At 58.5% G+C, this 26,567-nt stretch carries 19 protein-coding genes; 7 read left to right on the plus strand and 12 right to left on the minus strand.

What is annotated here, in order from left to right; all coding sequences use genetic code 11:
* Window positions 1-8: 8 nt before the first annotated feature.
* The gene (locus ACYZTW_RS23330; protein WP_056744312.1) at window positions 9-731 is read left to right on the plus strand and encodes a glycerophosphodiester phosphodiesterase; all 723 of its coding nucleotides are present in this window, start codon (window positions 9-11) and stop codon (window positions 729-731) included.
* A gap of 42 nt (window positions 732-773) precedes the next feature.
* On the opposite strand, the gene sthA is transcribed toward ACYZTW_RS23330, so the two are convergent.
* Window positions 774-2,168, minus strand: coding sequence for a Si-specific NAD(P)(+) transhydrogenase (gene sthA, locus ACYZTW_RS23335; RefSeq protein ID WP_462001991.1), 1,395 nt, complete (start codon window positions 2,166-2,168; stop codon window positions 774-776).
* A 207-nt stretch (window positions 2,169-2,375) separates the two neighbouring features.
* A complete protein-coding gene (locus ACYZTW_RS23340) occupies window positions 2,376-3,362 on the minus strand; it encodes an FAD:protein FMN transferase (RefSeq protein ID WP_462001992.1) in 987 nt (328 codons plus the stop codon).
* A gap of 268 nt (window positions 3,363-3,630) precedes the next feature.
* Between ACYZTW_RS23340 and tcuC the strand changes: the two genes are divergently transcribed.
* The gene (gene tcuC / locus ACYZTW_RS23345) at window positions 3,631-4,929 is read left to right on the plus strand and encodes a tricarballylate/proton symporter TcuC (RefSeq protein WP_462001993.1); all 1,299 of its coding nucleotides are present in this window, start codon (window positions 3,631-3,633) and stop codon (window positions 4,927-4,929) included.
* Between the two features lie 177 nt (window positions 4,930-5,106).
* Here tcuC and ACYZTW_RS23350 read toward each other — a convergent pair whose 3' ends face one another.
* Entirely contained in the window at window positions 5,107-6,570 is a 1,464-nt protein-coding gene (locus tag ACYZTW_RS23350) for a glyceraldehyde-3-phosphate dehydrogenase (protein WP_033061910.1), read from the minus strand.
* Window positions 6,571-6,932: 362 nt separating this feature from the next.
* On the opposite strand from ACYZTW_RS23350, the gene mfd reads away from it, so the two are divergent.
* The 3 genes from mfd to ACYZTW_RS23365 are packed head-to-tail and all read left to right on the plus strand — an operon-like array spanning window position 6,933 to window position 13,676.
* Window positions 6,933-10,382 (plus strand): transcription-repair coupling factor, encoded by a 3,450-nt coding sequence (mfd, locus tag ACYZTW_RS23355; RefSeq protein ID WP_462001994.1) that lies wholly within the window; start codon window positions 6,933-6,935, stop codon window positions 10,380-10,382.
* A gap of 10 nt (window positions 10,383-10,392) precedes the next feature.
* On the plus strand, window positions 10,393-10,971 hold the full coding sequence (locus ACYZTW_RS23360) for a CsiV family protein (protein ID WP_462001996.1): 579 nt from the start codon (window positions 10,393-10,395) through the stop codon (window positions 10,969-10,971).
* Window positions 10,972-10,982: 11 nt separating this feature from the next.
* A complete protein-coding gene (locus ACYZTW_RS23365) occupies window positions 10,983-13,676 on the plus strand; it encodes a DEAD/DEAH box helicase (protein WP_462001998.1) in 2,694 nt (897 codons plus the stop codon).
* 126 nt (window positions 13,677-13,802) lie between these two features.
* Here the strand turns inward: ACYZTW_RS23365 and ACYZTW_RS23370 are convergent, their stop codons facing one another.
* The 4 genes from ACYZTW_RS23370 to ACYZTW_RS23385 all read right to left on the minus strand — a co-directional run bounded on the left by ACYZTW_RS23370 (window position 13,803) and on the right by ACYZTW_RS23385 (window position 19,781).
* Window positions 13,803-17,108 carry a DEAD/DEAH box helicase gene (locus ACYZTW_RS23370; RefSeq protein ID WP_462001999.1) on the minus strand — a complete coding sequence of 1,102 codons (3,306 nt, stop codon included), beginning with the start codon at window positions 17,106-17,108 and terminating at the stop codon, window positions 13,803-13,805.
* Window positions 17,109-17,154: 46 nt separating this feature from the next.
* On the minus strand, window positions 17,155-17,892 hold the full coding sequence (locus ACYZTW_RS23375) for an S-methyl-5'-thioinosine phosphorylase (RefSeq protein WP_462002000.1): 738 nt from the start codon (window positions 17,890-17,892) through the stop codon (window positions 17,155-17,157).
* Window positions 17,893-17,904: 12 nt separating this feature from the next.
* Window positions 17,905-18,903, minus strand: coding sequence for a beta-N-acetylhexosaminidase (nagZ, locus tag ACYZTW_RS23380; protein ID WP_462005827.1), 999 nt, complete (start codon window positions 18,901-18,903; stop codon window positions 17,905-17,907).
* A 170-nt stretch (window positions 18,904-19,073) separates the two neighbouring features.
* The gene (locus ACYZTW_RS23385; RefSeq protein ID WP_033061916.1) at window positions 19,074-19,781 is read right to left on the minus strand and encodes a TetR/AcrR family transcriptional regulator; all 708 of its coding nucleotides are present in this window, start codon (window positions 19,779-19,781) and stop codon (window positions 19,074-19,076) included.
* Window positions 19,782-20,010: 229 nt separating this feature from the next.
* Between ACYZTW_RS23385 and lexA the strand changes: the two genes are divergently transcribed.
* On the plus strand, window positions 20,011-20,619 hold the full coding sequence (gene lexA / locus ACYZTW_RS23390; protein WP_007933171.1) for a transcriptional repressor LexA: 609 nt from the start codon (window positions 20,011-20,013) through the stop codon (window positions 20,617-20,619).
* 10 nt (window positions 20,620-20,629) lie between these two features.
* Window positions 20,630-21,103, plus strand: a complete 474-nt coding sequence (gene sulA, locus ACYZTW_RS23395; RefSeq protein WP_008151409.1) for an SOS-induced cell division inhibitor SulA — start codon at window positions 20,630-20,632, stop codon at window positions 21,101-21,103.
* A gap of 94 nt (window positions 21,104-21,197) precedes the next feature.
* Here sulA and ACYZTW_RS23400 read toward each other — a convergent pair whose 3' ends face one another.
* From ACYZTW_RS23400 to topA, 5 genes are all read right to left on the minus strand, one after another.
* Window positions 21,198-21,431 (minus strand): hypothetical protein, encoded by a 234-nt coding sequence (locus ACYZTW_RS23400; protein WP_140893639.1) that lies wholly within the window; start codon window positions 21,429-21,431, stop codon window positions 21,198-21,200.
* A 146-nt stretch (window positions 21,432-21,577) separates the two neighbouring features.
* Window positions 21,578-22,135: a LemA family protein gene (locus ACYZTW_RS23405; protein ID WP_462002001.1), complete on the minus strand. Its 558-nt coding sequence runs from the start codon at window positions 22,133-22,135 to the stop codon at window positions 21,578-21,580.
* 3 nt (window positions 22,136-22,138) lie between these two features.
* Entirely contained in the window at window positions 22,139-23,173 is a 1,035-nt protein-coding gene (locus ACYZTW_RS23410; protein ID WP_462002002.1) for a hypothetical protein, read from the minus strand.
* Between the two features lie 52 nt (window positions 23,174-23,225).
* Window positions 23,226-23,750: a DUF6586 family protein gene (locus ACYZTW_RS23415; protein WP_462002004.1), complete on the minus strand. Its 525-nt coding sequence runs from the start codon at window positions 23,748-23,750 to the stop codon at window positions 23,226-23,228.
* Window positions 23,751-23,891: 141 nt separating this feature from the next.
* On the minus strand, window positions 23,892-26,525 hold the full coding sequence (topA, locus tag ACYZTW_RS23420) for a type I DNA topoisomerase (protein ID WP_462002005.1): 2,634 nt from the start codon (window positions 26,523-26,525) through the stop codon (window positions 23,892-23,894).
* Window positions 26,526-26,567 lie beyond the last annotated feature (42 nt).

A 26,567-nucleotide genomic window follows, 5' to 3' on the forward strand; every position in this document is an offset into this window, starting at 1 on the left:
GAAGAACCGTGACTCTCATCTACGGCCATCGCGGCGCCAAGGGCGAAGCACCGGAAAATACGCTGACCAGCTTCCAGCAATGCCTCAAGCACGGCGTGCGCCGTTGCGAACTGGACCTGCACCTGTCCATGGACGGCGAGTTGATGGTCATCCACGACCCGACGCTCAAGCGCACCACCGACCGTCGCGGCAAAGTCGTCGAGCACACGGCGGCCGAGCTGGTGACCTACGATGCACGCACTGGCGGCCCGGGCTGGATCAAGCCCTGCCCGATTCCAACACTGGAAGAACTGTTCGAGAAATGTGATTTCGAGCACTGGCAACTGGAAGTCAAAAGCGCTTCGCGCACTCGCGCGGCAACCACCGTGCTGGCGATTCGCGAAATGGCTCAGCGTTTCGGCCTGCTCGACAAGGTCACGATCACCTCGAGTTCGCGGGAAGTATTGAAAGCTGCGCTGGACTTCGTGCCAGATGTGTCCCGCGGACTGGTGGCCGAGTACGCCTGGCTCGACCCGTTGAAGGTCGCGCAAAGCTATGGCTGTGAGATTCTGGCGCTGAACTGGACCCTGTGTACGCCGGAACGCCTGCAGAAGGCGCAGCGTCAGGGGCTGCATGTGTCGGTATGGACAGTCAACGAGCCCGCGCTAATGCGCAGACTCGCCGACTTCGGCGTTGACAGCCTGATTACAGACTTTCCCGGTTTGGCCAGCGCCACGCTCGAGAATTGCTGAAATCGGTCTCCCCGGCCGGCTCAGGCCACCGGCCGGAGCCACTCAAAAAAGCCGGTTGAGGCCATCGTACGCCGCTACCCGATAGGCTTCGGCCATGGTCGGGTAGTTGAACGTCGTGTTGACGAAATACCTCAGCGTGTTCAGTTCGCCCGGCTGGTTCATGATCGCCTGACCAATGTGAACGATCTCCGACGCCTGATAACCGAAGCAGTGAACGCCCAGCACTTCCAGGGTTTCGCGGTGGAACAGAATCTTCAGCATTCCCTGAGGCTCGCCGGCGATCTGTGCACGCGCCATGCCCTTGAAGAACGCCTTGCCGACTTCGTACGGCACCTTGGCCTGAGTCAGCTCCTGCTCGTTCTTGCCGATCGAGCTGATCTCCGGAATGGTGTAGATGCCGGTCGGCACGTCGTTGACGAAGCGCCAGCTATTGTTGTCAACGATGCTGCCAGCGGCCGAACGACCCTGGTCGTGAGCAGCACTGGCCAGGCTCGGCCAGCCGATCACGTCACCGGCGCCGTAGATGTTCGGCTTGCAGGTACGGTAGGCCTCGTCGACTTCGATCTGGCCACGGCTGTTGACCTTCACGCCGACGTTTTCCAGACCCAGTTGATCGGTGTTGCCGGTACGACCGTTGCACCAGAGCAAGGCGTCGGCCTTGATCTTCTTGCCGGACTTGAGGTGCAGGATCACGCCGTTGTCCACGCCTTCGACGCGGTCGTAGTCTTCGTTGTGGCGGACCGTGATGTTGTTGTTGCTGAAGTGATAGCTCAGGGCCTGGGAAATTTCCGAGTCGAGGAAGCTCAGCAACTGACCGCGGTTATCCACCAGCTCAACCAATACACCCAGACCGCTGAAGATCGACGCGTACTCGCAACCGATCACGCCTGCGCCGTAAACGATGAGTTTGCGCGGGGTGTGGCCGAGGCTGAGGATGGTGTCGCTATCGTAGATACGCGGGTGGTGGAAATCGATGTCCGCCGGACGATACGGGCGCGAACCGGTGGCGATGATGATGTGCTTGGCCACCAGCTTTTCGACCACGCCGTTGGCGCAGACCACTTCAATGGTTTGCTCGTCGGCGAAACTGCCGGTGCCGAAGAACACGTCGACGCGGTTACGGGCGTAGTAGCCGGTGCGCGACGCGACTTGTTTGGAGATGACTTTTTCAGCGCTTTTCAGCACGTCCGGGAACGAGAACCAACGCGGCTCACCAATGGCCCGGAACATCGGGTTGGTGTTGAACTGCATGATCTGCCGGACCGAGTGACGCAGTGCCTTGGACGGGATGGTGCCCAGGTGGGTGCAGTTGCCGCCGACCTGGCGACGGCTATCGACCATCGCCACCTTGCGCCCTGCTTTGGCGGCGTTCATTGCCGCGCCTTCTCCCGCCGGGCCGGAACCCAGCACCACCACGTCGTAGTTGTAGACAGCCATGCGTACTCCTCAGAACAGGCCGCGGCGCCCTCGGCACCGGCGGCTAAATCACGCCGATCTGCGGCGTGAAGGAACAATTTGGGGCCAGTACAGAACCCGGACACAGTCTATATAAGCGTCAACGCCGCGCACATTAACCCTTGGTCGCGTCGTAGGCTAGTTTTGCCTGCACTACAACGCCAGTCTTTGCTGCTTGAATCGCCGTGATCACTCGGTTTTTCCGCCGCTCAGGCGTTCAAAAGCCTGCGTGGTTCGTGTGACGAATCCTGTATCGGCACGAATCACAAAAAATGCACCGATATCATGCGTTTCGGCATAGTCCCAACCCCTCTCGGGACCCAGAATCAGCAACAGCGTCGATAAGCCATCGGCCATCAACGCTGAAGGATGAATCACCGTGACTGACGTCAGGGTGTGTGAGACCGGCGCCCCGGTGCGGGCATCGAAGGTGTGGGAGTAACGCCGACCGTCCTGCTCGAAATAGTTGCGGTAGTCACCGGAAGTGGACACGCCATAGCCATCGACAGCGATGATGTGCTCGGCCACTTGCTGGTCGTCGCGGGGTTCTTCCAGGGCGACGCGCCACGGCGAGCCGTCGAGTTTTTTGCCGGCAGCCTTGAGTTCGCCGGTGGCTTCGGCGAGGTAGTTGTGGATGCCCATTGCTTCGAGTTTTGCGGCAATCGTATCGACCGCGTAACCGGCGGCGATGCTGTTGAAGTCGACCTCGACCGCGGCGTCCTTGCACAGCTGATCGCCGTCGATACGCAGGTGCTGGTAACCGACTCGCTGCCTGACTTCGGCCAGTGCTTGGGCGGCGGGGACTTTCTCATGACGAGCCTGCGGGCCGAAGCCCCAGAGGTTGAGCAGCGGCTCCACCGTCAGGTCGAAGGAACCTTCGCTTTGTTCCGACAGACGCTCACCGACACGCACCAGTTTGAGGATCGGCGCGGGCATTTTCTGACAGCGGTGGGCGGGTAGATCGTTGAAGCGCTCGATGTCCGAGTCGCTGCGGTAAGTCGACATTTGTTGATCGACTTCAGCAAGGATCTTTTCTACTTCGGCCTGCACCGCTTTCGGCCCGGGCGTGGAGGAATGCCTTACGTATTGAATGGAATAACGACTGCCCATGGTCGGGCCGTCGAAGCGTTCCAGACTGTCGCCGTTGCCACAACCGGACAAAACGCCGGCCAGCACCACAAGTCCACTCCACCGTCCAGTTAACAAATCTTCATCTCCCCTCAAAACCGCGCCCGCCATTATGGGCCTCAGAGCGCATGGGAGCGAGGTCTGCCAGTGCCCGCCAGTAAGACGCAAAACCTGTGGGAGCGAGACCGGCTTGCCGGCGATAGCGGTGTGCCAGCCAACATCAATGCTGATTGACCCCACGCCATTGCCGGCAAGCCGGTCTCGCTCCCACAGGTGCAGCGTTTCAAGCAAGATTTACCAGCGTGAGTACCTACAAATGTCTTCCAATACGAGCAAAGGCAAAGCGATTTTTCGCGTTGTCAGCGGCAACTTTCTCGAGATGTTCGACTTTATGGTCTACGGCTTTTACGCCACGGCCATTGCCAAAACCTTCTTCCCTGCCGATAGCGCTTTCGCCTCCCTGATGTTATCGCTGGCCACCTTTGGGGCCGGCTTCCTGATGCGCCCATTGGGGGCGATTTTCCTCGGTGCCTATATCGACCGTCATGGTCGACGCAAAGGGCTGATCATCACCCTCGCGATGATGGCTGCCGGCACGGTCCTGATTGCCTGCGTGCCGGGTTACGCCACGTTGGGCGTTGCAGCGCCGCTGATCGTGCTGTTCGGCCGTTTGCTGCAAGGCTTCTCGGCCGGTGTGGAATTGGGCGGTGTGTCGGTGTACCTCGCCGAGATTTCCACACCGGGTCGCAAAGGTTTTTTCGTCAGTTGGCAATCCGCCAGTCAGCAAGCGGCGGTCGTATTCGCCGGCCTGCTCGGCGTGGGTTTGAACCACTGGCTCAGCCCGGAACAAATGGGCGACTGGGGCTGGCGCGTGCCGTTCCTGATCGGGTGCATGATCGTGCCGGTGATCTTCGTGATCCGCCGTTCGCTGGAAGAAACCCCGGAATTCCAGGCGCGTAAACACCGCCCTACCCTGCGGGACGTCGTCCGCTCGATCAGTCAGAACTTTGGCATCGTCATCGCCGGCATGGCGTTGGTGGTAATGACCACGGTGTCGTTCTATCTGATCACCGCTTACACCCCGACCTTCGGCAAAGCCGAACTGCATTTGTCGGACCTGGACGCGTTGCTGGTGACGGTGTGCATTGGTCTGTCGAACTTCTTCTGGCTACCGGTCATGGGTTCTGTGTCCGACAGGATCGGACGCAAACCCTTGCTGCTGGCGGCGACGATTCTGGCGATCCTCACCGCCTACCCTGCCCTGTCATGGCTGGTAGCAAACCCGAGCTTCAGCCACTTGCTGATCGTCGAGTTGTGGCTGTCGTTCCTGTATGGCTCGTACAACGGCGCCATGGTCGTGGCGCTGACCGAGATCATGCCGGTGGAAGTTCGTACGACCGGGTTCTCTTTGGCCTACAGCCTGGCGACTGCGACCTTTGGCGGGTTTACACCGGCGGCGTGTACGTACCTGATCCACGTGCTGGATAACAAGGCTGCGCCAGGGATATGGCTCAGTGGTGCGGCGGTGTTAGGGTTGATTGCGACGCTGGTGTTGTTCCGTGGTAATCGTCATGAATTGCGGACGGTGCAGGCTGCTGTGGTCGGCGGCGCCTGACAGATCGCTTTCGCGAGCAGGCTCGCTCCCACATTGGATGCGTGTACGCCACAGATCTAATGTGGGAGCGAGCCTGCTCGCGAAGAGGCCGGCAAAAACAACACATATCCAACTGACAAACCGCACAAACAAAAACGCCCCGACCAAAGTCGGGGCGTTTTTATGTGTAGCTAACGCTTAGCGCGGGAATGCAGGCGGGTTTACACCGGCCATGTCTTCCATCACGCGAACCACCTGGCAGCTGTAACCGAATTCGTTGTCGTACCAAACGTACAGAACAACGCGGTTGTCTTGGCTGATGGTTGCTTCAGCGTCCACTACGCCTGCGTGGCGCGAGCCAACGAAGTCGGTGGACACCACTTCCTGCGAATTGACGTAATCGATTTGCTTATGCAGATCGGAGTGCAACGCCATGTAGCGCAAGTACTCGTTCATCTCTTCACGGGTGGCAGCTTTCTCAAGGTTCAGGTTGAGAATGGCCATCGACACGTTAGGCGTCGGAACGCGGATCGCGTTACCGGTCAGCTTGCCGGCCAGCTCAGGCAGCGCCTTGGCAGCAGCGGTGGCAGCACCGGTCTCGGTGATTACCATGTTCAACGCGGCGCTACGGCCACGGCGATCGCCTTTGTGGAAGTTGTCGATCAGGTTCTGGTCGTTGGTGTACGAGTGAACCGTTTCAACGTGACCGTTGATGATGCCGAACTTGTCGTTGACGGCTTTGAGTACCGGCACGATGGCGTTGGTGGTGCAGGAAGCCGCGGAAACGATCTTGTCATCCGCGGTGATTTCACCGTGGTTGATACCGTGAACGATGTTCTTCAGCTTGCCTTTGCCAGGCGCGGTCAGAACAACGCGATCGATACCCGGGCAAGCCAGGTGCTGGCCCAGACCGTCGGCGTCACGCCATACACCGGTGTTGTCCACCAGCAGCGCGTCTTTGATGCCGTACTGGGTGTAGTCCACTTCAGTCGGGTTTTTCGCGTAGATAACCTGGATCAGGTTGCCGTTGGCGGTGATGGTGTTGTTGGCTTCATCAATGGTGATGGTGCCATTGAACGAACCGTGTACCGAATCGCGGCGCAGCAGGCTGGCGCGTTTGACCAGATCGTTTTCGGCGCCCTTGCGGACAACGATGGCGCGCAGACGCAGGCCGTCGCCACCACCGGTTTTCTCGATCAGGATGCGCGCCAGCAGACGGCCGATACGACCGAAGCCGTACAGAACAACGTCGGTGCCTTTGCGGGCGGAAACATTTTGCTGACCAACGACGTCAGCCAGTTCTTCACGGACGAACTGCTCGGCAGTGCGGCCATTGCCTTCAGCCTTGAACTTGACTGCAAGCTTGCCCAGGTCTACCGAGGCAGCGCCGAGCTTGAGCTCGCTCATTGCCTTGAGCAGCGGGAATGTTTCGTGGACGGACAATTCGCTGTCATCGGACTGGCGATGGCGAGCAAAGCGGTGAGCTTTGAGAATCGCGATGACAGACTGGTTGATCAGACTGCGGCCATAGATCGAGCTCACCACGTTGTTATTGCGGTAGAGCTGACCGATAAGCGGAATCATCGCTTCTGCGAGTGCTTCACGGTCGATCCATTCACCAAGACACTGGTCGGGCTTCTGAGTCACGGGAACCTTCCACATGTAGGGGCAGAAAAAAGGGGCTACATTATGCCGCCGAGTGCCTCCCGTAGCAATGCGCGCCTGTCGCGCGGTCAGTAACAAAATCCTCTTCAAAAAAACCACGCACCGCTAAAGCCCAATAAAACCGGGGCCTGCAGCTCAGTCATTTTTTTGGAGACACCGCTGTCTTGTCCGTAACCCTCCGTAACACTCGGCCGTTTTGCCACTACATATTCAGTCATTTTTACTGAAAAACGGGCCGATTTTGTCTTTACCACTACATTTCGCCCAACCTGCGTAATAGACACATCTGCAACTGACAGGCGGCACCCGGGGCCGTTACAATTACCGACTTTGTCGCAACGCTTGGAGCTCAACCTTCCGTGCCCGTTCTGCGTCTACCGCTTCTCCCTGCCGCGGCAGGTAAACAGCACTGGGGCAACCTGCCCGGTGCCGCCCTGAGCCTGGCTATCGCCGAGGCCGCCAGCGCTGCCAAGCGCTTTACCCTGCTACTGACCGCCGACAGCCAAAGTGCCGAACGGCTGGAACAGGAGCTGAGTTTCTTCGCCCCGGATTTGCCGGTGCTGCATTTCCCGGACTGGGAAACCCTGCCCTACGATCTGTTTTCGCCGCACCAGGACATTATTTCCCAGCGAATCTCCGCGCTGTATCGATTGCCGGAGCTGAGTCACGGCGTTCTGGTGGTGCCGATCACCACAGCCCTGCATCGCCTGGCACCGACCAAATTCCTGCTCGGCAGCAGTCTGGTGCTGGACATCGGCCAGAAGCTCGATGTCGAGCAAATGCGCACCCGGCTTGAGGCCAGCGGCTATCGTTACGTCGATACGGTGTATGAGCACGGCGAATTTACCGTCCGCGGCTCGCTGATTGATCTGTTCCCGATGGGCAGCAAACTGCCTTTCCGCATCGACCTGTTCGACGACGAAATCGAGACCCTTCGTACATTCGATCCGGAAAACCAGCGCTCCATCGACAAAGTGGAAACGGTTCGCCTCCTGCCAGCGAGAGAGTTTCCGCTGCAAAAGGATGCGGTCACCCGCTTCAAGGCGCGCTTCCGTGAGCGTTTCGATGTCGACTTCCGTCGCTGCCCGATCTTCCAGGACTTGAGCAGCGGGATTACACCAGCCGGTATCGAGTACTACCTGCCGCTGTTCTTCGACGAAACCTCCACGCTGTTCGATTACCTGCCGCAGGACACGCAAGTGTTTTCCCTGCCCGGCATCGAGCAGGCGGCGGAAAATTTCTGGAACGATGTGCGCAATCGCTATGAAGAGCGCCGCGTCGATCCATCCCGCCCTTTATTGCCGCCGGCCGAACTGTTCCTGCCGGTGGAAGATTGCTTCGCTCGCCTGAAAAACTGGCCGCGCGTGGTCGCCAGTCAACAGGACGTGGAAACCGGCGTTGGCCGCGAGCGCTTCCCCGCTCGGGAGCTGCCGAACCTGGCCATCGAAGCCAAAGCCACCCAACCGTTGGCGGCGCTGGCGGGCTTCCTCGACGAGTTTCCCGGTCGCGTGCTGTTTACCGCCGAGTCCGCGGGCCGTCGTGAAGTGCTATTGGAGTTGCTGGAACGCCTGAAGCTGCGACCGAAAACCGTCGACAGCTGGCCGGACTTCGTCGCGAGCAAGGAGCGCCTGGCGATCACCATCGCGCCGCTCGACGAAGGCCTGGTGCTTGACGACCCGGCCTTGGCCCTGGTTGCCGAAAGCCCGTTGTTCGGTCAGCGCGTGATGCAGCGCCGTCGCCGCGAGAAACGCGCCGACGCCAACAACGATGCCGTCATCAAGAACCTCACCGAGTTGCGCGAAGGCGCGCCGGTGGTGCACATCGACCACGGTGTCGGGCGTTACCTTGGGCTGACGATTCTGGAAATCGACAGTCAGGCCGCCGAATTCCTGACCCTCGAATACGCCGAAAACGCCAAGCTTTACGTGCCGGTGGCCAACCTGCATCTGATCGCCCGATACACCGGCAGCGACGACGCCCTGGCCCCGCTGCACCGTCTCGGCTCCGAGACCTGGCAGAAAGCCAAACGCAAAGCTGCCGAACAGGTGCGCGACGTGGCGGCCGAGTTGCTCGACATCTATGCCCGCCGCGCCGCTCGCGAAGGTTATGCGTTCGCCGACCCGAAAGCCGATTACGCGACCTTCAGCGCCGGCTTCCCGTTCGAAGAAACCCCGGACCAGCAAACCACCATCGAAGCAGTGCGCACCGACATGCTCGCGCCAAAGCCGATGGACCGTCTGGTCTGCGGCGACGTCGGTTTCGGCAAGACCGAAGTGGCGATGCGTGCAGCGTTCATCGCAGTACACGGCGGTCGTCAGGTGGCGATTCTGGTGCCGACCACCCTGCTCGCCCAGCAGCACTACAACAGCTTCCGCGACCGCTTCGCCGATTGGCCGGTGAGCGTGGAAGTGATGAGCCGATTCAAGTCGACCAAGGAAGTGAACGCTGCGGTCGCGGATCTGGCCGAAGGCAAGATCGACATCGTCATCGGCACGCACAAGCTGCTGCAGGACGACGTAAAAATCAAAAACCTGGGGCTGGTGATCATCGACGAAGAGCACCGTTTCGGTGTCCGTCAGAAAGAACAGCTCAAGGCCCTGCGCAGTGAAGTCGACATCCTCACCCTGACCGCCACGCCAATTCCGCGCACGCTGAACATGGCGGTGTCGGGCATGCGTGACCTGTCGATCATCGCCACGCCGCCGGCCCGTCGCTTGTCGGTACGGACGTTCGTCATGGAGCAGAACAAGAGCACGGTCAAAGAGGCCTTGCTCCGTGAGCTGTTGCGTGGCGGTCAGGTCTATTACCTGCACAACGACGTGAAGACCATCGAGAAATGCGCCGCCGACCTCGCCGAACTGGTGCCGGAAGCACGGATCGGCATCGGCCACGGGCAGATGCGCGAACGCGATCTCGAACAAGTGATGAGCGACTTCTACCACAAGCGCTTCAACGTGCTGATCGCCTCGACCATCATCGAGACCGGCATCGACGTGCCGAGCGCCAACACCATCATCATCGAGCGTGCCGACAAGTTCGGCCTGGCGCAGCTGCACCAGTTGCGCGGCCGGGTCGGTCGCAGTCACCACCAGGCTTACGCTTATTTGCTGACGCCGCCGCGTCAGCAAATCACGCCTGATGCAGAAAAACGCCTGGAAGCGATCGCCAATACACAGGACCTCGGCGCGGGCTTCGTGCTTGCCACCAACGACCTGGAAATCCGTGGCGCCGGCGAATTACTCGGCGACGGGCAGAGCGGGCAAATCCAGGCCGTCGGTTTCACGCTGTACATGGAGATGCTCGAGCGCGCGGTGAAGTCGATCCGCAAAGGCGAACAACCGAACCTCGATCAGCCGCTCGGCGGTGGTCCGGAAGTCAATCTGCGGGTACCGGCGTTGATTCCCGAAGACTACCTGCCGGACGTACATGCCCGACTGATTCTCTACAAACGCATCGCCTCGGCTACCGACGAGGAAGGCCTCAAGGACTTGCAGGTGGAGATGATCGATCGTTTCGGTCTGCTGCCGGAACCGACCAAGAACCTGATGCGCATTACCGCGCTGAAATTGCAGGCCGAGCTACTGGGCATCAAGAAAGTCGATGGCGGCCCGCAAGGTGGCCGAATCGAGTTCGCGGCGCAAACCCCGGTTGACCCGCTGACGCTGATCAAGCTGATCCAGAGCCAGCCCAAACGTTACAAATTCGAAGGCGCCACGATGTTTAAATTCCAGGTGCCGATGGAGCGCTCGGAAGAGCGCTTTAATACTGTAGAGGCGCTGTTTGAGCACCTCATTCCGAAAACTGCTTGAAGGACGCCGCATGCGCCTGTTTCGCTTACTGACCTTGTTGACAATGTTAATAACAGCACTGGTCACCCCTACGGCATTTGCCGATGATTTGTATCAGATTGAAATGATTCTGGTCCGTCAAAATGCCGTGCCCGCCATCGTCAGCCGCGCCGCACCGGAAGACTGGAATGCCGGCGCCCAGCCAATCAGCCCCGACAGCCTGCGCACGCCAAGCCTGAATGGCGAAGTGGAAAAACTCACCGCCAGCAATGAATACACGGTGTTGCTGCACAAGGCCTGGCAACAGAACCTTGGTGAAGAAGCCAGCAAAGTGGCGATCAGCGAAGGCAAAGAACAGTTCGGCCAGTTCCCGATCGAGGGCACGCTGAGCATGAAACTGGGACGTTTCACCGATGTGGATGCAGACTTCTGGGTCAACCAGATCGACGCCAACGGCATGGTCACCGCCAGCGAACGCATGAAACAGGAAAGCCACACCAAAAACGGCCAGCTGAACTTCCTCGACAACGGCCACTTGGGCATGTTGATCAAGATCACCTCGCTCACCGCCCCTGCGCCTCGGCCAGTCCCCGATGAAATTCCGGACTGATTGAAGTCCTTATGCCCCCGACCCTGAGCAAACCCCTGGCACCTTCCTGGGTCAGCCGATTCAAGGAACAGAGCCTGGAGCGTGGCCGTCGCTACGCTTTGGAGAACCGTGTCAGGATCGTCGAGGCTGGCGACGCCACGATCATTGCCGCCTGCGAGGGCTCTGGCGGTAACGTTTACCGTCAGACCATTCGCCTGCGCGAGTCAGCCAAAGCCACCTTGCTGATGATTGACGCCACCTGCACCTGCCCGGTCCACAGCAACTGCAAGCACTGCGCGGCAGTGCTGCTGAAAGTGCAGGAAACTTTGGCCTACCCCGCTGCGGCGCAAGACGCCGAGCTGCTGGAAAAACTTCAGGCCGTACTGGAAAACCGTAGCCCGAAAGCGCCGCCTCAGGTGCTGGTGGATAACGTGCAACCGGTGCCGCGCCTGTGGCTGGCGAGCATTGAATTCAGCGCCTTCGAACCGCGCAACGGCAAGATGCAGCGTTATATTCAGCATCGCGCGGCGTTGTCTTTCAGCTATCTGGATGAATACGTTTCCGGGCAGAAGAACGCTGACATCCTGATTCGTCAGGAGACGCAAACGTTACGGATAAAACGCCACCCGGAAGTCGAACAGACCTACAGGGAGCAGCTACGAATCCTCGGCTTCAAGGTCGCCACCCGACAAAGCAAGGCCTTGCCGGAAAGTGCGGGCGAGCTTTTCGAGATGGTCAACGACAGCGCCTGGCTGACCTTCACCCTCAATGAATTGCCGAAGCTGCGTACCCAAGGCTGGGAGTTGCAGATCGACGAAGACTTCGGTTTCGACCTGACTGCCGTGGACGATTGGTACGCCACCGTCGAACAAGCGCCGGAGCGCGACTGGTTCGATCTGGAACTGGGAATCATCGTCAACGGCGAGCGGCTGAGTCTGCTGCCGATCCTGCTGAACCTGATGCGCTCTCACACCGAGATCCTCAACCCGGAGCGACTGGCCCGACGTCGCGACGACGAGTTGATCCTGGTGAACATTCCCAATCGCCCGAACTCCGAGTACGGCCCGCTGCAAGTCGCCCTGCCCTTCGGCCGCTTGAAACCGGTACTGGCGACCCTCGGCGAGTTTTACCTGCAAGGGCCTGGTGAAACCACGCTACGCCTTAGCAAGGCCGATGCCACGCGATTGAATCCGCTGGAAGACCTGCCGTTGCTCTGGGAGGGTGGCGAACAAATTCGCACCTTTGCCCAGCGACTGCGGGACATCAAGGACTTCACCGCGACCGCACCGGAAGGCTTGAACGCGACCTTGCGCCCCTATCAGCTGGAAGGCTTGAGCTGGATGCAGTCGTTGCGGCAACTGGAAGTCGGCGGGATCCTCGCGGACGACATGGGTCTGGGCAAAACCCTACAGACCCTGGCGCACATTCTCAGCGAAAAGAACGCCGGACGCCTCGATCGGCCGTGCATGGTGGTGATGCCCACCAGCCTGATCCCCAACTGGCTGGATGAAGCGGCGCACTTCACACCGCAACTCAACGTGCTGGCGCTGTACGGTGCCAGTCGCAAAAAGCATTTCGACACGCTGGCCGATTACGACCTGATCCTGACCACCTATGCGTTGCTGCCCAAGGACGTCGAACGTCTGGCCGCGCAGCCATTGCACGTGTTGGTTCTGGATGAGGCGCAGTACATCAAGAACCCCAACAGCAAGGCCGCCCACGCTGCCCGCGAATTGAAGGCTCGTCAGCGTCTGTGCCTGAGCGGCACGCCGCTGGAAAACCACCTGGGTGAGCTGTGGTCGCTGTTTCACTTCCTGCTGCCAGGCTGGCTGGGTGACGTGAAAAGCTTCAACCGCGATTACCGCGTGCCGATCGAAAAGCGCGCCAGCGAAGTAAGACTTCAGCACCTCAACGGTCGGATCAAACCGTTCCTGCTGCGTCGAACCAAGGAACAGGTGGCGACCGAGTTGCCGCCGAAAACCGAAATCATCCATTGGGTCGAGCTCAACGAAGCCCAGCGCGACGTGTACGAAACCATGCGCCTGGCGATGGACAAGAAAGTCCGCGACGAGATCACCCGCAAGGGCGTGGCGCGCAGCCAAATCATCATTCTTGAGGCGCTGCTGAAGCTGCGTCAGGTGTGCTGCGATTTGCGCCTGGTCAACGATGCCACCCTGCCCACTCGCGGCAGCACCTCAGGCAAGCTCGACAGCCTGATGGAAATGCTTGAAGAATTGTTCGATGAAGGTCGGCGGATCCTGCTGTTCTCGCAATTCACTTCAATGCTGTCGTTGATTGAAGATGAGCTGAAAAAGCGCGGAGTCGATTATGCGCTGTTGACCGGACAGACCCGCGACCGGCGCACTCCGGTAAAAGACTTCCAGAGCGGCAAGCGTCAGATCTTTCTGATCAGCCTGAAGGCGGGTGGCGTCGGGCTGAACCTGACCGAAGCCGACACGGTGATTCACTACGATCCATGGTGGAATCCGGCGACGGAAAATCAGGCGACTGACCGGGCGTATCGCATTGGTCAGGAGAAACCGGTGTTCGTCTACAAGATGATTGCCAGGGGCACGGTGGAAGAGAAGATTCAGCATCTGCAGAAGGAAAAATCCGACTTGGCGGCGGGCGTGCTGGATGGGCGCAAGACTGGGGACTGGAAGTTGCAGAGTGATGATATTGAAGCGTTGTTTGCGCCGCTGCCGGACAAGTTGGAAAAGTGCTGAGATCTACGCCGCTTGGCAGATTGCCATCTGCGGGCAAGCCACGCTCCCACAGGGTTAACATCAATCCTGTGGGAGCGTGGCTTGCCCGCGATGGGGCCACCTCGTATTGACTGAAGAAATCAGCTATCAGGACCTGGGATCAGGCAACGGCGCAAACAGCGCTTCAATGTCACTCTGATCAAGCTTCCATCCCCCGGTCCTTCCGCCTTCAAGTACCGCTCCGGCCAGCGCTGCCTTCTCCTGTTGCAGTGCCTGTATTTTCTCCTCCACCGTGCCCCGGGCAATCATCTTGTAAACGAATACCGGTTTGTCCTGACCGATCCTGTAAGCACGATCGGTGGCCTGATTTTCAACAGCAGGGTTCCACCACGGATCGAAGTGAATCACAGTGTCGGCCGCTGTCAGATTAAGCCCCGTGCCACCCGCCTTTAGACTGATCAGGAACAACGGCACCTTGCCGCTCTGGAAGTCTTTGACTGGCGTGCGCCGATCAGTCGTTTCGCCAGTCAATAACGCATAGCCAACACCACGATGCAGCAATTCTTCCTCAATCAAGGCAAGCATCGAAGTGAACTGCGAAAACAGCAAAATCTTGCGTCCTTCACTGAGTAACTCCTCCAGCATCTCCATCAAGCCAATCAACTTGCCGCTGCCCGCACGCAGTGCTTTCGCCGTCAGGGACATTTTGACCAGCCTCAGATCGCAGCACACCTGACGCAACTTGAGCAAGGCGTCGAGGATGATGATCTGGCTACGCGCAACGCCGCTGCGGGCAATTTCGTCACGCACCTTCTTGTCCATCGCTACGCGCACGGTTTCATAAACATCCCGCTGCCCATCGCTGAGTTCGATCCAATGCACGATTTCGGTTTTTGGCGGCAACTCGGTGGCGACCTGTTCTTTCTTGCGGCGTAGCAGAAAGGGCTTTATCCGGGCTGTCAGGTGCTGCATCCGCTCGCTGTTGCCGTGTTTCTCGATCGGGGTGCGGTAGTCGCGATTGAAGGTTTTACTGTCGCCAAGCCAGCCGGGCAACAGGAAGTGAAACAGTGACCATAGCTCGCCGAGGTGATTTTCCAACGGCGTGCCGGACAGGCACAAACGCTGCCGGGCCTCCAGATCACGGGCCGCCTGAGCGGCCTTGCTGAGCGGATTTTTGATGTTCTGTGCTTCATCGAGAATCAGCACACTCCAGACCTGCGGCTGCAAAACCTCAAGATCACGCGGCAACAACGCATACGTGGTCAGCACCAGATCGTATTCGGCAAGGTTGATGAAGTCCTTTTGCCGAGTGGCGCCATGAAGCGCCAAGACTTTCAGCTGCGGGGTGAAGTGTGCCGCTTCGTCGAGCCAATTGGGAATGAGGCTGGTCGGCATCACCGCGAGTGCCGGAAGATCGAGTCGACCTGCCTGCTTTTCCACTAGCAAATGAGCCAGGGCTTGCAGGGTCTTGCCCAGGCCCATGTCGTCGCCAAGGATACCGCCGACCTCAAGCTCACGAAGGGTTTGCATCCAGTTCAGACCTTCATGCTGATAAGGCCGCAGTGTGGCGTTGAGGCCTTCCGGAACAGCAACGTTCTTATGAGTCGAGTCACGCAAGCGTTTCGCGAAACTGCGCAAGCGCTCGCCGCCCTGCCAGACCAGCGGCAGCCCCTCCAACTCACTCAATCGCGCTGCATCAGGGGCGCTCAAGCGTAACGAGGCACTGCTGCTCACACCCAAATACAACTCGCCGAGCGTTGCCATTAATGGCTTGATCCGCCCCAGGGACAGCGCAACTTTTATGCCTGGCTTGGCCCCCAACTGCCCACTGCCGAGATCGATCAGCACGTGATCGTCATCATCACGCGAGGCCAGTTCTGCCGGCCTTAACAGTTGCGGTTGTCTGCGCAACAATTGCAGCAGGATGGGCAGCAAACTGTGGCGCTCGCCATTGACCACGATACCCAACTGCAAATCGAACCACTCGCGTCCCGGAGATTCCTCGACATCGGCATACCATTCATCTATAGGCTGCAAATTGAAATGAAAGCCCTCGTTGATACGGATCTGCCAAGTTGCCTCTCTGAGCGCCGGGACCCCGGACTGCACAAAAGCCAGCCAAGCCGAGTCGTCCGGCAAATCGAACATTTCGCCTGCACTATCAGGTAATGCATCACTTTTACGAGTAACCTTTTTGAAGCCTTGTTTTTGCAAGGCCTGGCGCAAGGCTTTTTCAATCACGGGTTTACGTTGAATGCGCTGGGTTTCGGTGCCGGACAGTATCAGTACTTCTGAAGATTTTTTATCCGCCGCCATGTGGCCGTTGTAGGTAAACGCCAACGCAGCGCGGTGCTCAGGTTCGTACTTCCAGTTCCTGTAACGGTTGGTGCTTGCAAGTGTCAGGAAGGCTTGGGGTTCGACGTCATCGACGACCCGCTCGGTCAATGCATTCGGTGGTGGCACGACTCGAGTCACAGCACTCATCCGATGGCTGAACTGCATCGCCTGGCGTGCGGGAATGTCAGGGGCCAATGACAAATGGCAGGCCAGCTTTTCGTCTAGCTCGCTTAGCAGCGGCCCAACCTCCATCCGTTCGCGATCCAGGTAGTACAAAGGCTCCAGCGCCAGAATCGTTTCTTCTGGCGCTTCGTCACTACGCCATTGAGGACGGAAGCTGCCGCTGGCTTGCTCGGTCCAGGCAAACTGCGCAGACCTGCTCTTTCCAGGTACCAGCGGCTGCAATCGTTCGAAGTCGAGATACAGGCGTGAAGTTTTCAATGCCAATTGAAGAACTTCGGCACCACTGCTGCCTTGCAGGGGATATCCGCTGTAAAACGAATGATGGGAGTGGACGGCGACCAGCAATCTTGCGATTCGCAGATCAAGCTCCGACAGATAACCAGGCTCTCGCATCAGTGCGTCTGACGGCGAGTACACAGATTTGATGTCCTGCAAGCGGCCATCCTTGAGCTGACGAGCCTTGTAAATTTCCAGCAACCACTTGCCTGTAGTGGGCGTTGCTTTGAGTTTGTAGACCCAGCACGCGCCGGTGCTCTGCGCAGTCCCATCGCTATCCGGAACGTCGCGAGGAATATCATTGAGCCATCGCTCCAAGTCGCGATTCAGTTGGACCGAGGCCGTGCTTTTGAACGAGTCCACGGGGAGTTCTTGCAGGTTGTAAAGCACGGTTGCGCAGTGTTTGCAATTGATCAGCACTGGACACGAACAGGAACAAACCAGTTCAAACTCACCATTAGAGCCCTCAATGAGCTCAATGGATTGTTCGTAGATATTTCCTTGGGAACCTTTGCAAATTGCGACAACGAGAGCGTCCTCGATTTCGCGGATTTGTACCCGGCTTTCTACAGCGTATCTGCGAGCCTTATCCAAAGCACGATGACTGAACTCCTCCGCCCACGGCAGCTCATGAAGTTGCTCAATAATTGCCAGCATAAAATCAACGCTTCTGAAAGTGACTGTAGTTCGCAGGTATCAAGACTCAGCCTTTGAGCACCCGAGCCAACGTCGACTTCACCTTGCCCATTCCGTCATGCAGCGCTTGCTCGATCTCGGCCATGGTGATCACCGCCGTCGACTTGCCCGCCGCCGGGTTTACTACCAGCGCCAGACAGGCGTAATCCAGTTCCAGCTCGCGAGCCAATGCCGCCTCCGGCATCCCGGTCATACCGACGATGTCGCATCCGTCGCGCTCCAGTCTCGCGATTTCAGCGACGGTTTCCAGCCGTGGTCCCTGAGTGCAGGCGTACACGCCATGGCTGCTGTAGCCGACACCTTCGGCCGCCAGCGCCGCGATCAATTGCTGACGCAGTGGCTCGCTGTAGGGATAGCTGAAGTCGATGTGTGTGACCTGTTCCAGATCATCGGCGAAATAGGTGTGTTCGCGACCGCTGGTGTAGTCGATCAGCTGATGCGGCACGCAGAAATGTCCGGTACCCATCGCGGAATGAATCCCACCCACGGCGTTGACCGCAAGAATTGCTTCCGCCCCTGCCTGCTTCAGCGCCCAGAGGTTGGCGCGGTAGTTCACCTGATGCGGCGGAAAACGGTGAGGATGACCGTGGCGCGCAAGGAACAGCACTTCCTTGCCGGCGTACTCGCCAATCTGCACTTCAGCCGAAGGCACACCGTAAGGGGTGTCCACCGCCAATGACTGACGAATACTCAGGCCTTCGAGTTGAGTCAGGCCGGTGCCACCGATAATCGCGTAAACCGTCATAACGAAAAGTCCTTAATCAATCAGTTGAGCTTCTTTGAGCGCGCCGACGGCTGTCAGCCAGCGCGGGTTCTGACGGTATTCAGTGTTGGCATACGACTGGCCGCGCATCCGCGCAATGCGTTCGGACGGTTTGACCTTCAGACGCTGGGCGGCGCTCAGGGCCAATTCAGCGGCCGCGCGATCGTTGCACACCAAGCCCATGTCGCAACCGGCCGTCAGCGCCGCTTCGATACGGCTGGCAGCATCGCCGACCACGTGGGCGCCGGCCATGGACAGGTCATCGCTGAAGATCACGCCGTCGAATTGCAGCTCGCCACGCAGGATGTCCTGCAACCAGCGGCGGGAGAAGCCCGCGGGTTGGGAATCAACTTGCGGATAGATAACGTGGGCCGGCATGACCGCAGCTAATTGCTTGCTCAGTCGGGCGAACGGCACCAGGTCATTAGCGCGGATTTCGTCGAGGCTGCGCTCATCAGTAGGGATCGCGACGTGGGAATCGGCCTCGGCCCAACCGTGACCGGGAAAGTGCTTGCCGGTGGCGGCCATACCGGCGCTGTTCATGCCGCGAATGAAGGCACCCGCCAGCAACGCTGCACGCTCGGGATCACCTTCAAATGAACGGGTGCCGACCACGGCGCTGCGCTGGAAGTCGAGGTCCAGCACCGGAGCGAAGCTCAGATCGAGGCCGACGGCCAGCACTTCAGTCGCCATGATCCAGCCGCACTGCTCGGCCAGGTATTCGGCATTCGGGTTGTCAGCGATGGCGCGCATGGCTGGCAGACGTACGAAGCCCTGACGCAAACGCTGAACCCGGCCGCCCTCCTGGTCGACTGCCAGCAGCAGATCGGGGCGAATGGCGCGGATGGCGGAGCACAACTCGCGCACCTGGCGCGGGTGTTCGATATTGCGGGCGAAAATAATCAGGCCACCCACTTCGGGTTGGCGCAACAATTGGCGATCTTCAGCCGTCAGCCAGGTACCGGCGACGTCCACCATCAACGAGCCTTGCAGGCCAGCAGTCATAGAGATTCCTTGATAACGATAAACCCGGCTCGCACGAATTCGCCGCCATGGGCTGTGCCCGGCAGGTCGGCGATACAAATGGGGAGCGGGTTCAGAACGAGAGTCGGCATGGGCGGCTAGCTTAGCGGATGTCAGCTGCCGCGCCCACCCGTGCGCGGTTAAACCTTGGCGGCAACCGGGGTTGATTTGCTGCGCGGACGCAACTGCGCAGTGGCCATGGCCGCGTCGGTCACACCGGTTTCGGCCCGCATGCCCGCTGCCAGGAACGGCACCATCAGACGCATGACTTGCTCAATGGAGGTGTTGACGCCAAAGTCGGTCTCGGCAATTGCGCGCAAGGCCTTGATGCCGGACATGCTGAACGCGGCGGCGCCGAGCATGAAGTGCACGCGCCAGAACAGCTCAATCGGTGGAATACGCGGTGCAGCTTCATTGACCAACATCATGTAACGGCGGAACACCTTGCCGTACATGTCTTCCAGATAACGTCGCAAGTGCCCTTGGCTCTGACTGAAAGCCAGACCCAGCAAACGCATGAAAATCGACAGATCGTTGCCGCTGCGTGGTTGCACCACCAAGGCTTGCTCGACGAGGATTTCCAGCAGCTCTTCAAGCGTCGGCTTGTTCTCCGGTTTGGCCTGACGCCGCTCCAGCTCTTTATCAAGACTTAAGCAGAACGGCCCTAGAAAGCGCGAGAAAACTGCCTGGATCAGCGCCTTCTTTGAGCCGAAGTGATAGTTCACCGCCGCCAGATTGACTCCAGCCTTGCTGGTGATCAGACGCAATGAGGTTTCAGCGAAACCTTTTTCCGCGAACAATTGCTCGGCAGCATCAAGAATGCGTTCAACGGTTTCCGACTGGGCCATGGCTACTCCGCCTGACAAACACTTGTTTGAAACATACGTTTCAGCCTGTGCATTGTCAAGCCTGTCGGTTCGTTTTGAGAATGGTCAGTCAGCTATTTAACCATACAACTCCCACGCGTGAATCAGCAGGCTTATCGACCGCTTGGCGGCCGGCCAAAAAAGGGGCATTGCCAAGACCGTTTCACTGTATATAATCCCAGTCACTGTATAAAAAGACAGAGCGATCAATATGCTAAAGCTGACGCCACGCCAAGCAGAGATTCTGGCCTTCATCAAACGCTGCCTCGAAGACAACGGCTACCCGCCAACCCGTGCGGAAATCGCTCAGGAACTGGGTTTCAAGTCGCCCAATGCGGCGGAAGAACACCTCAAGGCGCTGGCACGCAAGGGTGCGATCGAGATGACGCCTGGCGCGTCCCGTGGCATTCGCATCCCCGGCTTCGAAGCCAAGGCCGACGAGTCCACCCTGCCGATCATTGGCCGAGTGGCTGCCGGTGCTCCGATCCTCGCCCAGCAGCACATCGAAGAGTCCTGCAACATCAACCCGTCGTTCTTCCATCCTCGCGCCGACTATCTACTGCGGGTTCATGGCATGAGCATGAAGGACGTGGGTATTTTCGACGGTGACCTGCTGGCAGTGCACACCACCCGCGAAGCCCGCAACGGACAGATCGTAGTCGCGCGGATCGGCGACGAAGTGACCGTCAAGCGCTTCAAGCGCGATGGCAGCAAAGTCTGGTTGATTGCCGAAAACCCTGAATTCGCCCCTATCGAAGTGAACCTGAAAGATCAGGAGCTGGTGATCGAAGGCTTGAGTGTCGGCGTCATTCGCCGCTAAAGGAGGCTTTATGCAGTTCCCACACACATCACAGCAAGCCCAACTGCCGTTGTTCGAGGCTTTCATGGTGCAGCCATTGGCGCCGATCCTGAAAGACGTGGTCGAGTCACCTTGGAGCGCCGAGCCCGAAGTCTTCAGTGAGCTGTCGCTGCGCGGTGCAGCCGGGAACTGCCTGAACCTTCTTGCACCGATTCTCAGGGAACTGAGTCAGGACCAGGACGCGCGCTGGCTAACGCTGATCGCGCCGCCCGCCAGCCTGACCCAGGCCTGGTTGCGGGACGCCGGCCTTAACCGCGAACGCATCCTGCTGCTGCAACCGCGCGGCACTCAGAGCGCTCAGCAGTTGACCTGCGAGGCCTTGCGCCTGGGCCGTAGTCACACGGTAGTCAGTTGGCTCAACCCATTGAGCACAACTTCACGGCAACAGTTGATCAGCGCCGCCCGGATCGGGGACGCACAAAGTCTGAATATTCGATTGGGTTAACTGACAAACAATGCGCGCATTGAACAGCGCGGGGCTTCTCCAAGGATAGAGAAGCCGACCTGTAGCGATATCAGCAAAAAACCGACGGGCGGGGTCAATGAAGAACCCGAGACCCCTCATCCGTATTGAATTCGCCTTCAACCAAGCGTCCGGCCATCTGAACGCCGACGCTCAACATCGCCTTGGCGACTTCCACGTGCTGGCCCTGCAGGAACGCTTTGGCATCCTCGGAGAAATCCAAAGTAACCAGAGAACCCTCGTCCTCAGCCCTGCGCAGCTCAATACGGCCGTCTGGTAACTCGACAATTTCTAGAAAGGACGTTGGCATAAAGGTTTGTTCTCCACGAAAGGCGGGGATTATATAGGCATCGGCCAGGCTTCGCTCGGGATCTTGAGGAACGGTAATCAGCCAGCCGTAACAAAAAATCTTTTTGCGGACATTCCAGACCAACCGAGCCTGTCGTGCTCCACCCGTCAAAAATTCGGCTTGTACTCCAAAGCTGCGGATGCCTGGGAGTCAGAAAATGGAATAATTACCGACTTTTTGTTGAGGCAGCCATTAACAAGGGAGTTAGGGAACATCTGGATCGAGTTATTGAACACCTCTACCGCGCCATTGAAGATGGTAATGGCCGCACCGACGTTTTCTTGCTGCTCAGTGATTTCCCGCATGAAGTTGTTAACCAACTCATTCGCCTTGAGCTCTGGATAAGCTTCAAATGCCACGGTCAATCCCGCCAGCAATTCCCGTGTCCCCTTTTGCACCGGCTGTAGAGCGTCCCCGTTCGCCTGCTGTGGCAGTCTGCCGATGGCCGAGCGCAGACCCGTGATCTTTTCCAGCAGCGCACTTTCGTACTCCTTGAAACCCGCAACCTGCTGCTCAAGCAAATCGAGCACCCTGGTTTTCTGCCGCTCATAAACCAGGACATCGGCCCAGGCGCGCTGAGCGCGGTTATGTCGCCCAATGATTCGGTTGTAACAGGTCAAGAAGGTAATCCCGACTATCACCGCGATAATCAATAACAACCCCATCGTCTAATACTCCATGTTTTTTAAAGGTTTCGGGGAAAGCGCGAAGTTATCGTCATGCAATTCGGCCAGTCGATGGACCCACGACAGTAATAGGTCCAGACGAGGCAAGCGAATACCCGCCTCGACAAGCTGCTCAAAGGCCTGCAGATTTTTAAGCCCCTCCGTTGCGCTTGGCGCAAGCAATCCAGCATCGCTGAAACTCAGGCACAGCCGCCCATGTTCCGAGAACTCCAGATTGACGTCGCTCAATTGCTGAGGGAGTTGCAGTAGGTGCAGCACCGTCGCGGGCTTCGCAAAAACGGCACAGGCAATCTGGGTAATGCCTGTCAGGTGAAACGCGCTATTGAATTCGCTGGATGCTGTATCCAGAGTCTCCTCAAGATCCACTCCCCAATGCCTGTCGCCGCGCACGACCACATTCTCGACCCATGGAAAATCCAGCACCAGGCTGTGCCGGGCAAACTCGCGGTCTATCGTTTTGGTTTCAACCTTGGTACCGCCCGCCCCGTCTGGCACGGTGGTCTTGTAACTTTCGCGATCAACATACTGCAAGTGCTGGTAAGTGAAGGGCAACTCATGAACCGCGCCAAGGTAGGTACCTTGAACCGTTTTCAGAATCTGTCGGCTGTAGGAGCCTCGATGGAAGTCCTTGAACTCCTTGCCCAAACTCTCCAGCACTTGCACATCCGGGTTGAACGATTCCCTTAACCCATGGGTAAGCAATGAAGATTTATGGGTGATTTTCTTGGAGAGTGCGTCGATCACACCGGACCTGTGATCCATCACTAGCCAGCCACCCAATAGAAAAGCGATGCCCAGCACGATAAAAGGTACAAAAAGAAGGGTGGCGGCGATCAATCCCAAACCGATATTACGAAATAACCTGGGCGTGGCGTTATCGAACTCCAGCGGCCCACCAAAAGCCCTGAGCTGCTTTATCACCTCGAGCAAGTCTGCGGTACTTGTCGCCGCTTCGACACCGGCGTCCGACTGTTCAAATAACTGACGCAGTTTTTTGTTGTGCAAAATGGAAGACATGCTTCATCCCTGAAGAGACCAATGTAACCCGGTGTTCGATGCGATTATGTGCTCAGCACTCGTTAAGGCCTTCGCGAAACCGAATCGCCAGCCCCTTGAGGTTCTGACGCCAGCTCTCCAGCTCTTCCCGGCTCAGCTCTTGTGGAGCCTCTTCTTCATCCAGGTTAACGGCCAGGATCAGCGGTTGAGTCACGTCACCCTTAGGCTTGTGCGGCGCCCGTGGCGGCTGAAACAGTGCAGCATGGGCCGCCAGCAGTTTGGCCAGCCAGGTTTCCGAATTGTTGGCCAACTCGACCATCTCCGCCATTTCAGGAATGGCGATGGCATCCAGCACTTCGCGAGTCAGCAGTAACTCGGCCCGAGGCGCATTAGCCTGAGGCAAGCGATAGAAACCAGCGATTTCATGGCACAGCCCCAGCAACGCACCGTACAGGTGAAACAAGGCCGACTCGCGTCCAGCCTGGATCAGCGCCAGGGAGTTCATCGCCCGCCCCTCTTCGGCTCTGGCGAGCGCTTCCAGCGACAGCCCGGCGAAATAAATCTTCTGGTTGGTACGGGTATAGAGTTCGTGGGCCATGACGGCAGCCTCCACAACAAAATAATTGCTTCACGCAGGTCAGACAGTGTCGGGGATCACCCGAGTTCACCGCAAGCACAAAACAAAAAAGCCGCATGAAAACCAGAAGGTTGTCATGCGACCTTTTCAGTACAGCACCTGTTAAGCCTTAGCGGTCTTCGCCGGGCGCTTGTCTTCAACCGTCCACTTGCCGCCGTCGTAGTACGCCTTCCAGCCAGTCGGCTTACCGTCAACTTCAGTCTGTACGTACTGCTCTTTGGTTTTACGGCTGTAACGGATCACAGCAGGCAAGCCGTCCGGATCTTTCTTCGGCGCTTCGCAGAGGAAGTGGTACTTCGGATCGATCTCATCCTTGTGCGGCACAATTTCCATGACCAGCGGAGCACGCGTCTCGCGGTTTTTCGGAAATTGGCTGGCAGCGAGGAACAGGCCGGAAGCACCGTCGCGCAGGATATAGGTGTCGTTGACCTTTTCGCATTTCAGCTCAGGCATCTTCACCGGATCCATCTTCGGCGGCGCTGCATCACCGCTTTTCAGCAGTTTGCGGGTGTTCTTGCACGTCGCATTGGTGCAACCGAAGAACTTGCCGAAACGGCCGGTCTTGAGCTGCATCTCGCTGCCGCACTTGTCGCATTCCAGGCTCGGACCTTCGTAGCCTTTGATGCGATAAGTGCCCTCTTCGATTTCGTAGCCAGCGCAATCCGGGTTATTACCGCAGATGTGCAGCTTGCGCTTCTCATCCAAAAGGTAAGCGTCCATCGCCGTACTGCAGATCGGGCAGCGGTGCTTGCCACGCAGCACCAGCGATTCCGATTCACCCTCGTCGTCCGCCGCAATTTCGTCGCCCGGCACCAGGTTGACCGTGGCCTTGCAGCGCTCTTTCGGCGGCAGGCTGTAGCCCGAGCAACCAAGGAACACGCCAGTCGATGCGGTACGAATCTGCATCGGACGACCGCACAACACGCACGGAATGTCAGTCATCACCGGCTGGTTGGCGCGCATGCCGCCTTCGGCGCTTTCGGCCACTTCGAGTTTTTTCTTGAAGTCGCCGTAGAACTCGTCGAGTACGTTCTTCCAGTCGCGTTCACCCTGGGCCACGTCATCGAGGTTCTCTTCCATGCCGGCGGTGAAGCCATAGTCCATGAGATTGGAGAAGCTCTCGGCCAGACGTTCGGTAACGATGTCGCCCATCTTTTCCGAATAGAAACGACGGTTGTGCAGCGCCACGTAGCCGCGGTCCTGGATGGTCGAAATGATCGCCGCGTAGGTCGAAGGACGACCGATGCCGCGTTTTTCCATTTCTTTAACCAGGCTCGCTTCCGAGTAACGCGCAGGCGGCTTGGTGAAGTGCTGGGTCGGATCAAGCTTGATCAGCTTCATCGCGTCGCCCTGGGCCATGTCCGGCAACACGTCGTCATCACCAGGCTTGGCGATTTGCGGCATGACGCGGGTGTAACCGTCGAACTTCAGGATGCGGCCCTTGGCGCGCAGCTCGAAATCGCCAGCACCGACGGTGACCGTGGTCGACAGGTATTGGGCCGGCAGCATCTGGCAAGCGAGGAACTGGCGCCAGATCAGCTCGTAGAGCCGCTCTGCATCACGCTCCATGCCCGACAGCTTGCTTGGCTCGGTGTTGGCGTCGGAGGGACGAATCGCTTCGTGAGCCTCTTGTGCGCCTTCCTTGCTGCTGTAGACGTTCGGGGTTTCCGGCAGGTACTTCTTGCCGAATTCGCCTTCAATATAAGTGCGCGCCATCGTCACGGCATCGGCCGAGAGGTTGGTGGAGTCGGTACGCATGTAAGTGATGTAGCCGGCTTCGTACAGACGCTGGGCCATCATCATGGTTTTCTTCACGCCGAAGCCCAGGCGGTTACTCGCGGCCTGTTGCAGGGTTGACGTGATGAACGGTGCCGACGGCTTGCTGCTGGTCGGTTTGTCTTCGCGCTTGACGATGCTGTAGCTGGAAGCCTTGAGCTTATCCAGCGCGGCCATGGCCTGAGCTTCGTTAAGCGGCTTGAAGGCTTCGCCTTTCTCGCGAGCGACGTCAAAGCGCACGGTTGCGCCCTTGGCGGTGCCAAGGTCGGCGTGAACTTCCCAGTACTCTTCCGGGTTGAATGCGCGGATTTCACGTTCACGCTCAACGACCAGCTTCACGGCAACCGACTGCACACGACCGGCGGACAGGCCACGAGCGACCTTGGCCCACAGCAGTGGCGAAACCATATAACCCACCACGCGGTCGAGGAAACGACGCGCCTGCTGGGCATTTACACGATCGATGTCCAGCTCGCCCGGCTTGGAGAAGGCTTCCTGAATCGCCTTCTTGGTGATTTCGTTGAACACCACGCGCTTGTAGCGGCTGTCATCACCACCGATGGCTTCGCGCAGGTGCCAGGCAATGGCTTCCCCCTCGCGATCCAAGTCGGTTGCGAGATAGATGGTGTCAGCATCTTTGGCGAGCCGGCGCAGCTCTTCGATGACCTTTTCCTTGCCCGGGAGGATCTCGTACTTGGCTTTCCAGCCATGATCGGGATCGACACCCATGCGCGAGACCAGCTGCTTGCGCGCTTTCTCTTTCGGCGTGAGCACCGGACCTTCACCCGCGGCAGCCTTGCCGCGCTTGGCGGCTGGCTCTTTGCTGGCGCTAGCCGAACCGCTGGTGGGCAGGTCTCGGATATGGCCGATACTCGACTTCACCACGTATTGGTTACCCAGATACTTGTTGATGGTCTTGGCCTTAGCCGGGGATTCCACAATGACCAGCGATTTGCCCATGGATCAGAAAATTCCTGAATTCTAGAAGTGAAAGGCGGTTGG

Source organism: Pseudomonas sp. LB3P25, assembly GCF_054897985.1.

Excerpts from the sequence above, each read along its gene's own strand:
- sthA (WP_462001991.1), bottom strand. The coding sequence starts at position 2,168 with ATGGCTGTCTACAACTACGACGTGGTGGTGCTGGGTTCCGGCCCGGCG.
- tcuC (WP_462001993.1), top strand. The coding sequence starts at position 3,631 with ATGTCTTCCAATACGAGCAAAGGCAAAGCGATTTTTCGCGTTGTCAGC.
- ACYZTW_RS23350 (WP_033061910.1), bottom strand. The coding sequence starts at position 6,570 with ATGTGGAAGGTTCCCGTGACTCAGAAGCCCGACCAGTGTCTTGGTGAA.
- ACYZTW_RS23360 (WP_462001996.1), top strand. The coding sequence starts at position 10,393 with ATGCGCCTGTTTCGCTTACTGACCTTGTTGACAATGTTAATAACAGCA.
- ACYZTW_RS23365 (WP_462001998.1), top strand. The coding sequence starts at position 10,983 with ATGCCCCCGACCCTGAGCAAACCCCTGGCACCTTCCTGGGTCAGCCGA.
- ACYZTW_RS23370 (WP_462001999.1), bottom strand. The coding sequence starts at position 17,108 with ATGCTGGCAATTATTGAGCAACTTCATGAGCTGCCGTGGGCGGAGGAG.
- ACYZTW_RS23375 (WP_462002000.1), bottom strand. The coding sequence starts at position 17,892 with ATGACGGTTTACGCGATTATCGGTGGCACCGGCCTGACTCAACTCGAA.
- ACYZTW_RS23385 (WP_033061916.1), bottom strand. The coding sequence starts at position 19,781 with ATGGCCCAGTCGGAAACCGTTGAACGCATTCTTGATGCTGCCGAGCAA.
- lexA (WP_007933171.1), top strand. The coding sequence starts at position 20,011 with ATGCTAAAGCTGACGCCACGCCAAGCAGAGATTCTGGCCTTCATCAAA.
- sulA (WP_008151409.1), top strand. The coding sequence starts at position 20,630 with ATGCAGTTCCCACACACATCACAGCAAGCCCAACTGCCGTTGTTCGAG.
- ACYZTW_RS23400 (WP_140893639.1), bottom strand. The coding sequence starts at position 21,431 with ATGCCAACGTCCTTTCTAGAAATTGTCGAGTTACCAGACGGCCGTATT.
- ACYZTW_RS23405 (WP_462002001.1), bottom strand. The coding sequence starts at position 22,135 with ATGGGGTTGTTATTGATTATCGCGGTGATAGTCGGGATTACCTTCTTG.
- ACYZTW_RS23410 (WP_462002002.1), bottom strand. The coding sequence starts at position 23,173 with ATGTCTTCCATTTTGCACAACAAAAAACTGCGTCAGTTATTTGAACAG.
- ACYZTW_RS23415 (WP_462002004.1), bottom strand. The coding sequence starts at position 23,750 with ATGGCCCACGAACTCTATACCCGTACCAACCAGAAGATTTATTTCGCC.
- topA (WP_462002005.1), bottom strand. The coding sequence starts at position 26,525 with ATGGGCAAATCGCTGGTCATTGTGGAATCCCCGGCTAAGGCCAAGACC.